9 protein-coding genes are annotated in these 12,865 nt (G+C 73.6%); 7 read left to right on the plus strand and 2 right to left on the minus strand.

What is annotated here, in order from left to right:
- The first annotated feature begins 6 nt into the window (after window positions 1-6).
- The 6 genes from ACFW2Y_RS07750 to moeZ all read left to right on the plus strand — a co-directional run bounded on the left by ACFW2Y_RS07750 (window position 7) and on the right by moeZ (window position 7,688).
- Complete coding sequence (locus ACFW2Y_RS07750; protein WP_384875034.1) at window positions 7-1,347, plus strand: DUF3152 domain-containing protein; 1,341 nt, start codon at window positions 7-9, stop codon at window positions 1,345-1,347.
- Between the two features lie 260 nt (window positions 1,348-1,607).
- Window positions 1,608-3,245: a DUF3492 domain-containing protein gene (locus ACFW2Y_RS07755; RefSeq protein WP_384875035.1), complete on the plus strand. Its 1,638-nt coding sequence runs from the start codon at window positions 1,608-1,610 to the stop codon at window positions 3,243-3,245.
- Between the two features lie 13 nt (window positions 3,246-3,258).
- Window positions 3,259-4,611 carry a hypothetical protein gene (locus ACFW2Y_RS07760; RefSeq protein WP_384875038.1) on the plus strand — a complete coding sequence of 451 codons (1,353 nt, stop codon included), beginning with the start codon at window positions 3,259-3,261 and terminating at the stop codon, window positions 4,609-4,611.
- 129 nt (window positions 4,612-4,740) lie between these two features.
- Complete coding sequence (locus tag ACFW2Y_RS07765) at window positions 4,741-5,712, plus strand: NAD-dependent epimerase/dehydratase family protein (protein WP_384875040.1); 972 nt, start codon at window positions 4,741-4,743, stop codon at window positions 5,710-5,712.
- The gene (locus tag ACFW2Y_RS07770; RefSeq protein ID WP_384875042.1) at window positions 5,700-6,446 is read left to right on the plus strand and encodes a spherulation-specific family 4 protein; all 747 of its coding nucleotides are present in this window, start codon (window positions 5,700-5,702) and stop codon (window positions 6,444-6,446) included. Before ACFW2Y_RS07765 ends, ACFW2Y_RS07770 begins: the two co-directional genes overlap by 13 nt.
- 63 nt (window positions 6,447-6,509) lie before the next feature.
- Window positions 6,510-7,688: an adenylyltransferase/sulfurtransferase MoeZ gene (moeZ, locus tag ACFW2Y_RS07775; protein ID WP_384875045.1), complete on the plus strand. Its 1,179-nt coding sequence runs from the start codon at window positions 6,510-6,512 to the stop codon at window positions 7,686-7,688.
- A 135-nt stretch (window positions 7,689-7,823) separates the two neighbouring features.
- On the opposite strand, the gene ACFW2Y_RS07780 is transcribed toward moeZ, so the two are convergent.
- Window positions 7,824-9,398, minus strand: a complete 1,575-nt coding sequence (locus ACFW2Y_RS07780; RefSeq protein WP_384875047.1) for an alpha/beta hydrolase — start codon at window positions 9,396-9,398, stop codon at window positions 7,824-7,826.
- Window positions 9,399-9,482: 84 nt separating this feature from the next.
- Window positions 9,483-12,119, minus strand: a complete 2,637-nt coding sequence (locus ACFW2Y_RS07785; protein WP_384875079.1) for a lysylphosphatidylglycerol synthase domain-containing protein — start codon at window positions 12,117-12,119, stop codon at window positions 9,483-9,485.
- 189 nt (window positions 12,120-12,308) lie between these two features.
- On the opposite strand from ACFW2Y_RS07785, the gene ACFW2Y_RS07790 reads away from it, so the two are divergent.
- Entirely contained in the window at window positions 12,309-12,665 is a 357-nt protein-coding gene (locus tag ACFW2Y_RS07790) for an MGMT family protein (protein WP_384875050.1), read from the plus strand.
- Window positions 12,666-12,865: the final 200 nt, after the last annotated feature.

Consider the following 12,865-nt stretch of genomic DNA (forward strand, 5'->3'; position numbering starts at 1 on the left):
CGGGGCGTGGGACGACACAGTCGCAAGGGCGCCGCACCTCCGGTGACCGACGCCGCACGACGGACGGCAGCGGGACCGGGGGCGGGTGAGACGGGGGCGGCGCCGGGGACGGGCCGTCGCCGCAGGCCCGTCGGCGGTCCCGACCAGGAAGCCGACGGCACGCCCGCGCACGGCACGCCGATGTACGGCACGCCCGCGCACGGCACGCCCCAGTACGGTGCTGCCCGCCGCGCCGCGCCCGCCCGCGGCGCCCCCGGGTACGGCGTGACCTTCGACGGGCCCGCCCACGGCACGCCCGGCACCCCGGCGCACGTGGTGCCCCTCTACGAACCGTCCGTACGGGGCGGCCATCCCCAGCACGAGGAGGCCTCCACCCCGCGGTTCGCACCGTCCGGTCCCGGACGGGGCGCACCGCGGACCTTCGTGCCCGAGCGGGACGACCCCCGCGGGCCCGTCGTTCCCGCACCCCGCAGGGAGGACGTCGCCGACGGCCCCGAGACGGCGGGGGGAGCGGACGCCCGGGCCGGCCGGGGCGGTCTCGGCCGCACGGTCACCGGGGTCGCGGCGGCTGCCGTCGCCACCGTCCTCGCCGTCGTCGTCGCCGGGCAGGTCGCGAAGCGGAACGACGACACCGCTGCCGCACCCGCCGTGGAGAAGCCGGCCGAGCGGCCCGCCGACGACAGCTCCGCCTCCCGCTCCGACGACCGGACCCTGCCGGAGATGCCGGCCCCCACCGAGACTCCGCCGACGTACGAGCAGTTGATGACCCGCCAGTTCCCGATCGACCCGGAACTGAAGGGCTCCGGCGAGTTCGAGGCCGTCCCGGGGCTGGACGAGGCGCCCGGCAAGGGGCGGTTGGTCCGCTACCGGGTCGACGTCGAGAAGGGGATCCCCCTCGACGCGAAGCTCTTCGCCGACGCCGTGCAGAAGACCCTGAACGACAAGCGCAGTTGGGCCGGTCAGGGCGACATGACCTTCGAGCGCATCTCCAGCGGGGACCCGGAGTTCGTCATCACCCTCGCCAGCCCGGGGACCACCGGCGTGTGGTGCGCGAAGTCCGGGCTCGACACCACCGTCGACAACGTGTCCTGCGATTCGGCCTCCACCCAGCGCGTGATGATCAACGCCTTCCGCTGGGCGAAGGGTGCGGACACCTTCGGCGCCAAGGCGATGTACGCCTACCGCCAGATGCTCATCAACCACGAGGTGGGGCACCGGCTCGGACACGGGCACCAGAACTGCCGCACGCCGGGTGCGCTGGCCCCCGTGATGCAGCAGCAGACCAAGACCCTGGAGATCGACGGGATCAAGTGCCGTCTCAACCCCTGGGTGTACCCCGGTAGCTGACGGGTCGTCCGGTCGCGCTCCGTTCCGCGCGACGGGACGGAGTGCGAGGCCGGGGGTGGCTGATGCGTGACCCTCGGTGATCGTTTCCCCGCGTAGCGCGACAGAACGCGACCGCGGTGGGAAAGTTACGTGCATTCACCCCTTCCGGTGGTGCGGCGGACAACCGTCCGTCGCACCACCGGTGTCTCCGCTTACGTTCTTCCCGCTGCGAGTCATCGGGCCAACGGTGGCTGTCGTCAAGGGAGATCGGGGGTGTACGCGTGCGGATCGGACTGCTCACGGAAGGTGGCTACCCGTACGCCGTCGGTGAGGCCGGACGCTGGTGCGAACGGCTCGTACGCGGGCTCGGGCAGCACCAGTTCGACCTCTACGCCCTCGGCGGGACCGGTCGCCCCCTTCCGCTGCCGCCGAACGCCCGGATCGTCCGCACCGCCGACCTCGGCGGACCCGACGCCCCCGGCGTTCCCGCGGCGTCGAAGGGCCCCGCCGAGCACCGCGCTTCCCGCCGGCACCACGGACGTCACGAGCGCCGCCGCTTCGCGGAGGCCTACCGTCGGCTCGTCACCGGGATCTGCGCCGAGGGCGAGGACGCCTCCTTCGCCACCGGGCTCTACGCCCTCGCCGAACTGGCCCGGGAGCGCGGCGGACTGCCCGGGGCGCTCCGCTCCGACGACGCCGTCCGTGCGCTGGAGTCAGCCTGCCGCGCGCCCGGCGCACGCCGGGGCGCCGCCGCTGCCGGACTCTCCGACCACCTCGCCTTCGCCGAGCACCTGGAGCGCCTCCTCCGCCCGCTCTCCCTCGACTGGTACGGGGAAGAGGAGCTTGGTGCGGTCGACCTCTGCCACGCCGCGGCCGGAGGCGCCGTCGCCCTCCCCGGCCTGCTGGTCAAACGCTTCTTCGGAACCCCGCTGCTCGTCACCGAGTACGGCGTACCGCTGCGCACCCACTACCTCTCCCCGGCCGGCGCCGACCTCTCCGCCCCGCTGCGCGCCCTGCTCGCCGCCTTCCACGGCCGGCTCGCCGCGGAAACCTACCGGCAGGCGGCCCTCCTCACCCCCGGCAACGCCCACGCCCGCCGTTGGCAGGAACGCTGCGGCGCCGACCGCGCCCGCATCCGCACCGTCCACCCCGGCATGGCGGCCGACCGCTTCGCCGAGGTCGGCGAAGACGAAGGGAGCGGTGACCCCGCCACCCTCGTCTGGATCGGTCGGGTCGAACCCGCCAAGGACCTCATCGCCCTCCTGCACGCCTTCGCCGAGATCCGGTCCCGGCAGCCCGACGCCCGGCTGCGGATCGTGGCCGTGCCCGCCCCCGATCCCGGTGCCGGCGCCTACCTCGCCCACTGCAAGGGGCTCGCGGCCCAGCTCTTCCCCGACGAGGCCACCGGGGCGCACGCCGTCGGCGAGAACCCCGTCTCCTTCGAGGAACTCGGCGACCCGGAGGCCCCCACCCTGGAGGACACCTACGCCTCCGGCGCGATCGTCGTCCTGTCCAGCCTCGTCGAAGGCTTCCCCGCCAGCCTCGTCGAAGCGATGTTCTGCGCCCGGGCCACCGTCTCCACCGACGTCGGCGCCGTCGTCGAGATCATCGGAGGCACCGGCCTCGTCGTCCCCCCGCGCAACCCCCGCGCACTCGCCGACGCCTGTCTCGCGCTGCTCCGGGACCCCGAGCGCCGCCACCGGCTCGGTGCCGCGGCCCGTGCCCGCGCGCTGGAACTCTTCACCGTCGAACAGAACCTCGCCGCATTCCGCGGCATCTACCTCGAACTCCTCTCCCACGCGCCGGTGCGCCACCGCCCCGGGGACGGAGTCCCCTTCGCCCACCCGGCCGAGGCCCACGTGCCGGGCAGTTGGGCGCACAAGGCCGTCACCGCGGGGACAGGAACCCCCGATGTCTGAAGGAGGCATCCCCATGCGCAGTTCCGCCGCACCGACGAGCCCCGGAGCCTGGGACGCCCGCTCCGAAGCCCTCCTCGGCGCCCCCGCCCTCACCGTGACCGACCCCCCCGCCTCCGAGGGTGCCGCTCCGCACGGGACGGCCCCGACCTCCGTGCCGCCCCCGCACCCCGGCACCGCCTGGGCGTCGCCCCCCGCGTCCGGGGCCCAGGAGCCCCCGGACGCGGGCGACCCCGCGCCCCGACCGGCCCCTGCCGGCGGAACGGGCCCGGTGCACCGGACCGCTCCACGGCCGACGACGACCCCGGCCGCGCCGTCGGCCGCGCGGCCCGGGAACCGTCGGGGGAACGCCGACCCCGTCAAGGTGCTCGTGCACCGGCACCGCGAGCTCTGTGAGCGGGCGGTCGACCCCCTGGAGGTCGCCGCGGGCCTCGAAGCACGGGGATTCACCGACCGGACCGCCGCACGCTTCCGGCACCGGGACGTGTTCTCGCTCGCCGAGGAGCTGTACGCGCGCGTGCCGCGAAGACCGGAGAAGGCCGCGCCCCCCGCGCGGCCCGGGACGCCGCCCCGTCCCTGGGCGCTCGCCGTGCTCGCCCCCGGCGCGGTCGCCGGGCTCACCGGCCTCGGACTGGCCTTCGCCCGGGGGCCGGTGCGCCCCCTCCTCGGCGTCGCCGGCGCCCTCGCGCTCGGTGCCGCCCTCCTGCTCGCCGTCAGCCGCGGCCCCTTCCGCGTCCCCGACGGCAGGACCGTTCCCGCCGCCCGGCTCTGGACCCTCTGGCTCCTGGCGTACGCGGTCGGCGGCGACGGGCTCCTCGAACAGCTCCTCGGCGGCGGCCTGGACGGACCCTGGGGCCTCACCCCCGCCCCCCTCCTGGGCCTTGCCCTCGCCGTCGCCCCCGCTGCGTGGTGCGCCCACCTCTTCGCGGGCAGGGCGCGCCGCCGGATCACCGACAGCCGAGGCCTCGCCGCCTTCGCCGCCGCCGTCCGACCGCTGTTCCTCGGCACCGTGGCCCTCCAACTCCTCGCCCTGACGGCCCTGCTCGCCGTCACCCGGTTCAGTGCCGGGGCCCTGGCACTCGGCGCGCTCCTCCTGCTCGCCCGACTGCTCGCCGTCCACGGCCGCCCCGAGACGGCCGCCGCCGCCCTCGCCACCGCCTGCGCCGCCGAAGCCCTCGCCCTCACGAGCGCCCTCGCCGGCCGCGTCCCGCTCGCCGGCTTCGAGGTGCTCGACGCCCCGGTGCGCTCCCTCACCGACCTCTGGGGAGTCGGCGCCGTTCCGACCCTGGCCTGCGGCGCCGCCGCGCTCTGCCTGCTGGCCCGTGCGACCGGTGCCCTCGCCCGGGCCTCCGCCCACACCACCCCGTGAACCCCCGCGCACCCGCGGAGCCGACGCCGCGGGCGTGCCCCGTCACCCTTCCCACCACCCCGCAAGGAGATCGAAGACCATGACCCCCCAATCCCCAGCACCGGCCGGTCGGCACGTAGGGGCCGCACGATGAGGGTGCTACTGCTCGGAGCCAACGGCTTCATCGGCCGCTTCGTCGCCGACCGGCTGCTCGCCGACCCCGCCGTCCACCTCACCGCGCTCGGCCGGGGCGACGACGCCGACGTGCGCTTCGACCTCGCCTCCGGCAGTCCCGGTGCGCTCACCCGCTTCCTCGACGCCGTCCACCCCGGGGTCGTCGTCAACTGCGCCGGAGCCACCCGCGGCGGCGCCCGCGAGTTGACCCGGCACAACACCGTCGCCGTCGCCACCGTCTGCGAGGCCCTGCGGCGCAGCGGTTGCGGCGCCCGGCTCGTGCAGGTCGGTTGTGCCTCGGAGTACGGGCCGAGCCAGCCCGGTTCCTCGACGGCCGAGGACGCGATCCCGCGTCCCGGCGGCCCGTACGGGGTGTCCAAGCTCGCCGCGACCGAACTCGTCCTCGGCTCCGGGCTCGACGCCGTCGTCCTGCGGGTCTTCTCCCCGGTGGGACCGGGCACCCCCGCCGGTTCCCCGCTCGGCCGCCTCGCCGAGGCCATGCGCCGCGCGATGCAGGCCGGGGACGGTGAGCTCAAGCTCAGCGGCCTGGGCGTGCAACGGGACTTCGTCGACGTGCGGGACGTGGCCCGGGCCGTCCACGCGGCCTCCCTCTCCGCCGCCCAGGGCGTGGTCAACATCGGCACCGGCCGGGCCGTGAAGCTCCGGGACGCCGCCGCGGTCCTCGCGCGGGTCGCCGGATACGCCGGCAACCTGCACGAGCTGGACGCACCGCACGGCATTCCGCAGCGTCCACTGATCGGCGCCCCCCGCACCGAGGGGACCATCGCCGACCAGCTGGCCGCCGCCCCGTACCCGTACCCCGACGGCTGCGGCCCCTGGCAGCAGGCCGACGTCCGCACCGCCCGCGACCGGCTCGGCTGGCGGCCCCGGATCAACCTGGAGGAGTCCCTCGCCGACATCTGGATGGAGGCGGCGTGTCGCATCTGACGGCGACCACCGCCACCGGAGCCGTCCAGGCCCTCGGCTTCGGAGTCCCGGGCTACGCCCATCCGCTGCTCGCCCCCGTCGAGTGGGCCGAACTGACCCGGCCCGGGACCCCGCTGCACTGGGCGGTGCTCAACGTGGCGGACGGTCCCGGGAGCCGGCCGGACCCGCACTGCCTGGAGGCGGCCGGGAAGCTGCGGAACACCGGGGCCACGGTCCTCGGACACCTGGACCTGGCGCACGGCATCCGGCCCCTCGGGGAGCTGGTCTCGGACGCCCACCGCTTCTCCGACTGGTACAAGGTCGGCGGCTTCTACCTGGACCGGGCACCCGCCGACCGTGCGGACCTGGCCGGGACGCGGCGGCTCGCCGCGACCCTGGGGGCCGTCCTCGACGGCGGGGCCCACCTCGTCCTCGGCCACGGCACCCATCCCCATCCGGGGTTCGCCGAGGTCGCCGACCAGTTGGTGACCTTCTCCGGCTCCTGGGCGGACTACCGCTGGTCGCAGGTGGCGGAGTGGACCGCCGAGTACACCGAGACGAAGTTCGTCCACCTCGTCCACGGGGTTCCGCGCACCCACCTGGAGGAGGCCCTGCGGATCGCCCGTTGGCAGGGGGCGGGGACGATCTTCTTCACGGACCGGACCGGACGGCCGGGACAGAACGACCAATTCCACGCGCTGCCCGGCTACTGGGACGAAATCGTCTCGCGGATCGGACCGGGTGTCTCGGAATGAGAAGGGGCGTGGCAGTGTTACGGGAAGAACAACCGTACTGACATACCGACCACCGGAGTCCCCGTGTCGCTGCCACCCCTGGTCGAGCCGGCCGCCGAGCTCACCGTAGACGAGGTCCGCAGGTACTCCCGCCACCTGATCATCCCGGATGTCGGGATGGACGGGCAGAAGCGGCTGAAGAACGCCAAGGTGCTGTGCGTCGGCGCCGGCGGTCTCGGCTCCCCGGCGCTGATGTACCTGGCCGCCGCCGGCGTGGGCACGCTCGGCATCGTGGAGTTCGACGAGGTAGACGAGTCGAACCTCCAGCGTCAGATCATCCACAGCCAGTCCGACATCGGCCGCTCCAAGGCCGAGTCGGCGCGCGACAGCGTGCTTGGCATCAACCCGTACGTGAACGTGGTCCTCCACGAGGAGCGGCTCGAAGCCGACAACGTGATGGAGATCTTCGGCCAGTACGACCTGATCGTCGACGGCACGGACAACTTCGCCACCCGCTACCTGGTGAACGACGCCTGCGTGCTGCTCAACAAGCCGTACGTCTGGGGCTCGATCTACCGCTTCGACGGCCAGGCCTCCGTCTTCTGGTCCGAGTACGGCCCCTGCTACCGCTGCCTCTACCCGGAGCCCCCGCCGCCGGGCATGGTCCCGTCCTGCGCCGAGGGCGGCGTCCTCGGCGTGCTCTGCGCCTCCATCGGATCCATCCAGGTCACCGAGGCCATCAAGGTCCTGGCCGGCGTGGGCGACCCGCTGGTCGGCCGTCTGATGATCTACGACGCCCTGGAGATGCAGTACCGCCAGGTCAAGGTCCGCAAGGACCCCGACTGCGCGGTCTGCGGCGAGAACCCCACCGTCACCGAGCTCATCGACTACGAGGCCTTCTGTGGCGTCGTGTCCGAGGAGGCCCAGGAGGCGGCGCTCGGATCGACGATCACTCCCAAGCAGCTCAAGGAGTGGATCGACGAAGGCGAGAGCATCGACATCATCGACGTCCGCGAGCCGAACGAGTACGAGATCGTCTCGATCCCCGGCGCCCGACTGATCCCGAAGAACGAGTTCCTGATGGGCAACGCCCTTCAGGACCTTCCGCAGGACAAGCGGATCGTCTTGCACTGCAAGACGGGTGTCCGCAGTGCGGAAGTGCTGGCGGTGCTCAAGTCCGCGGGCTTCTCGGACGCGGTCCACGTCGGCGGCGGCGTGATCGGCTGGGTCAACCAGATCGAACCCGAGAAGCCGGTCTACTAGGAGGCGCACGGAAGGCCCCGCCCCGCCGGGCGGCGGCCGGTCCTGGGCCCCGCGCGCTCCGCCCCGCCGCCCTCTCCGGGCCGGCGGGGCGGAGCCGTGTCAGGCCGGGGGACACCGATCCCCCTCCAGGGCGCTTCACTTGCAGACCGTGCCGGACGCCGGGGCCTTCCCCTCCAGCAGGTAGGTGTCGACGGCCTTCTTCACGCACGTACTGCCCCCGTTGTAGGCGCCGTGGCCCTCGCCCTCGTACGTCAGCTCCACGCCGACGCCCTCGCCGAGCGCGTTCACCATCGCCCGCGCCCCCTCGTACGGCGTGGCCGGGTCCCCGGTGTTGCCGACGACCAGGATCGGTGCCGAGCCGGCCGCCGAGACGTCCGGGTGCTCCCAGGCCCCGGGCACCGGCCACTGCGAGCAGCTCGCCAGCGACCAGCCCATGAAGTCCCCGAAGACCGGGGAGGCCTCGCGGAACTGGGGCAGCCGCTCCTTCGCCTGCCCGAGGGTGTAGCGCTCCTTGAAGTCCACGCAGTTGATGGCCGCGTTCGCCGCCTGGATGTTGCTGTAGGAGCCGTCCTCGCCGCGCCCGTTCATCGCGTCGGACAGCGACAGGAGCAGCGCCCCGTCACCGCCGTCGGCCGCGTCCAGGCCCTGCTCCAGGTACGGCCAGAACTCCTTCGAGTACAGGGCCTGCGCGATGCCGTTGGTGGCCTGCGTCTGGGTGAGCTTGCGGTTGCCGATGCCGGGGATCGGCTCCTCGTCCAGGGCTGCGAGCAGGTCGTTGATGCCCGTCTCCACCTCGGCCACGGTGCTGCCGGGCAGGGCGCACTCGTCACCGCGGTCCACGCAGTCCCGGGCGAAGTTGTCGAGCGCCAGCTGGAAGCCCTTCGCCTGACCGAGGGCCCCCTCCTCGACGCCCGCGTCCGGGTCGACGACCGCGTCGAAGACGGCCCGGCCCACGTTCTTCGGGAACAGGTGGGCGTAGACGCCGCCGAGTTCGGTGCCGTACGAGATGCCGAAGTAGAAGAGCTTCTCGTCCCCGAGCACCTGGCGCATCAGATCCATGTCCCGGGCCGCGTTCTCGGTGCCCACGTGCGGAAGCGCCGCGCCCGCGTCCCGCTCGCAGCCCTCCGCGTACCGCTTCTGGGCGTCCGAGAGCGTTCGCTCCTCCGCGAGGTCATCGGGGGTGAAGTCCAGGGCGTAGTAGGCGTCGAGCTCCTTGTCGGTGGCGCATTCGACGGGGTCGCTCCGGCCCACCCCGCGCGGGTCGAAGGAGACCAGGTCGTAGCGGCTGCGCAGGGTCTCGTAGTCGGCCGCGAAACCGGGCAGGGCGGTGATCCCGGAGCCGCCGGGCCCGCCGAAGTTGAACACCAGCGAGCCGATCCGTCGGGAGGCGTCCCGGGCCCTGGCCCGGATGAGGGCGAGCTCGATGGTCTCGCCCTCCGGCACCGACCAGTCGAGGGGCGCCTGCAGGAAGGAGCACTCCCAGGCCGTGTTCCCGGGCAGCGGGGACGGGGCGGGCCCGCCGCCCTCGGCCGCCGACGGCGGAGGACAGGGGGCCCATGCCAGCTTCTGCGAGGTCAGGGCGGACAGCCCGGTCGTGCCGGTCGGTGCCACCGGGTCCGCCGTGTCGTCGCCCCCGTCCGAGCACCCGGCGGCGAGCAGCACGGTGATGGCGGTCAGCAGGGCGGCGCGCTGGGCGGTGGAGATCGGCATAGGGCCATCGTGGGCCGCCGCCCCCGCCCCCGCGCGGGACGGAGGGCCAAGTGGGTGGGCCCCCGCGCCGCTCGCCACGGCTCCCTACAGCGCTTCGCGCTTCGTCAGCCAGTTGAAGCAGAGCCAACCCGGCAGCACCGGGAGCCACAGGGTGAGCAGGCGGTAGAGGAGGACCGCCGGGGTCGCGACCTCCAGCGGCAGGCCCACCGCCACCAGACCGACGGTGAGCGCGCCCTCGACCGCGCCGACGCCGCCCGGTGTCGGCGCGGCCGAACCGAGCGCGTTGCCCGCGAGGAAGACGACGGCCACGCTCGCGTAGCTGATCGTCTGGTCGCCGTGCCCGAAGGCCCGGATCGACGCGTCCAGACAGAGGACGAACGTACCGGTGAGGAGCAGCATCCCGCCGATGCCCGTCACCAGCTTCAACGGTCGCTGGAGCACGTCCAGCATGCGCGGCACCACACCGGCGAAGAGCGAGCGCAGCCGCGTCGACACGAACTTGCGCATGAAGGGGATCGCCGTCACCACCAGGACGAGGACCGCGACCGTCAGCAGACCGGCGATCACCGTCCTCGACGGGGTGAAGGACTGCGACTTCTCAGTGCCCGTCAGATAGCCGAAGGCCAGCAGGAGCAGGATGTGCGCCCCGAGCCCGAAGAGCTGGGAGGCGCCGACGCTCGCCACCGCGAGCCCCGGCCGTACGCCCGCGCGCTGGAGGAAGCGGGTGTTCAGGGCGACACCGCCGACCGCCGCCGGGGCGACGATCTTCACGAACGAGCCGGCGACCTGCGCCACCACCGTCCGCCAGAACCCGACCCGCTCGGGCACGAAACCGAGCAGGCTCATCGCCGCCGCCACGTAGCTGAGGGCCGAGAACAGCACCGCCGCCGCCACCCACCGCCAGTCCGCCTGGCTGATCGTCGACAGCGGAGTGCTGGCGATCTGGGAGAGGAGGAAGTACGCGGCGACGGCGCCCGCGATCAGACTGATCAGGGTCCGCGGTTTGATCCGCTCCAGTCGCACCGGTTCCACCGGGGCCTGCGGACGGATCAGCAGCACCTGCTGTCGGATCTGCGCGAGCAGGTCCTCCTCGCGGGCCTCGTCGAGGGCTTCGTCGAGGGCCCGCTTCTCGGCCTTCCTGTCCGCCTTCTTCTCGGCCTTGCTCTCCGCCCGCACGGCCTTCTGGTCCGCCGTGGTCCCGGCCTTGGCGAGCTCCCGCTCGCGCCTGGCCGCCTCGGACGACGCGAGCGCGGCCTCCCGCTCCCGGGCGGACCGCTCCCGGGCCAGCTTCCGCAGCGTCGCCCGGGTGGAGCGGCTCAGGGCGATCGGCTGGAGCAACGGCAGGCAGTCGGCGACCGCATCCGGGCCGAGCACCTCGACGGCTGTGGAGACCGCGCGCTCCGCCCCGACCCGCAGACCGAGGGTGGTGAGCAGCTGGGCGATGTCCATCCGCAGGATCAGGTCACCGGCCGCGATCTCACCGCCGCGCAGATCGGTGAGGATCACCCTGCCGGAACGATCCACCAGGATCGCGTCCCCGGTGAGGCGGCGGTGCGCGATCCGGCGCGACTGCAGCGCCCGCACCTGCCACCAGGCGCTGAGGGCCAGCTCGTCGGTGATCTCGTGGTCGTCGAGCGCGTCCAGGCTCCTGCCGCCGATGTGCTCGTACACGAGCATCACGGCGTCCGGGCCGAGTTCCGAGGTGGCGATCAGCTTCGGTGCGTTCGCCCCGGCGGCGATCGCCGCGTACGCGAGGAGCGCCTCCTGCTCCAGGGCCTGGCGCAGCGAGACGATGGAACGGCGGGTGGTGATCGTCCGCAGGGTGATCCGCCGCCACACCCGGTAGAAGAAGCCGTGCGCCTGCTGTTCCCGGTCGACGACGGTGACGTCGAGCGGCGGCCCGTCCTCCAGGGTGACGATGTACCGGCGCCCCCGGTCCCCGCTGTCCGCGGAGTCCGGAACGCCCTCGGCGCGCAGCGCGGTCACCGGCCGGAAGCCGACCCGTCGCAGGCCGGCGAGGAGTGTTTGGCCGGTCGGCCGGACGTTCGGCGAGCCGACCGCGTACAGCGTGCCGTACGCCACCGTCCAACCGATCAGCACGGTCAGGACGATCGAGAGGGCGGTGGTGTAGCCGGCCACCAGCATGGTGAACGCGTCGAGCAGCAGCACCACCCAGAGCGACACCCGCCAGCGGGGCCTCCGCGCCATGCCGACCGCCGTCATGTATGCGATCACCGGGGCGAGGTAGTTGTGCACCGGGTCGGTGAGCCCGCCGCCGGACTGCGGCTGGGTCAGCGCGTCCTGGACCGTGCCGGGTGCGGCCTGCGCGACCCACAGGTCGGTGGCGAGGGTGACGCCGTGCGCCAGGACGGCGGCGAGGACGCCGTCCGCGATGCGCAGCCCGTCGCGCTTGATCAGCCGTTCGACGGCGAAGGCGACCGGCACGAGCAGCACGGCGATGGAGGAGACGAGACCGGCGATCTTGACGAAGACGTCGGGCGCGCCGACCGCGCCCTTGTTGATGTCCTCCTCCAGGCCCGAGGTCGTCCCGTGGGCGAACGCGGCGACGGCGATGACGAGCCCGATCGCGAGCAGGCCGACGAGCAGCCGCATCAGGTCCGAGGGCCGGTGGACGCGGGCGGCGAGCAGCGGCTCGTCGCCGGAGACGTGCTCGGGCACGTCGGCCCTGCCCCCCTCGGGGGGCTGCGTGTCCTGGCCCATCACCGTGTCCGTCTCCACCTGCGTGCTCTGTCGATCTCGTTCGGGTGTGCGCGTTCGCTCGTGCACGCGGTCTCGTGCGTGTCGCTCTTGATCTCGTCTCACCAGTCACCGCCCGGACGATGGTGGCACGAAGAGACCCCATGGGGAGGCATCAGGGCCATGTCGGTGGGGTGAGGCAGGATGGGGCGGATGAGCATGGAGGAACCCGTGGGGGAGACCGGAGAACTGCCCGAGTACGCGGAGCGGGTGCTCGACGTCGCCGACGGGATCCCACCCGGCCGCGTGATGACCTACGGCGACGTGGCGGAGTGGTTGGGCGAGGGCGGACCGCGCCAAGTCGGCCGTGTGATGGCCCTGTACGGCGGGGCGGCCCCCTGGTGGCGCGTGGTCCGCGCCGACGGCACCCTGCTGCCCGGCCACGAGCTGAGGGCCCTCGACCACTACCGCGCGGAGGGCACCCCGCTGCGCACCGCGGGCGCGACGGCCGAGGGGCACGTGCCGAGGATCGACATGCGCCGGGCCCGTTGGGACGGAACTCACACCTGAGCGCCCCGACCGGGGAGGCACGGGCAGGACGACGGGACCGCGGGGGTGGAAGCGGTCCCGAGTGCGGCTCGCCGACGGCCCGCTTCGCGTAACGTCGACGTCCGCGACTCGCGCGGCGGCCCCCCGGCCGGCTCCCGAGGCGGCGGCCACGACACACGGCCGCCTCACCCGCACGACCACACCCACCAGGACCGGCGATC

It is taken from the genome of Streptomyces sp. NPDC058877 (assembly GCF_042742855.1).
GTDB lineage: Bacteria > Actinomycetota > Actinomycetes > Streptomycetales > Streptomycetaceae > Streptomyces.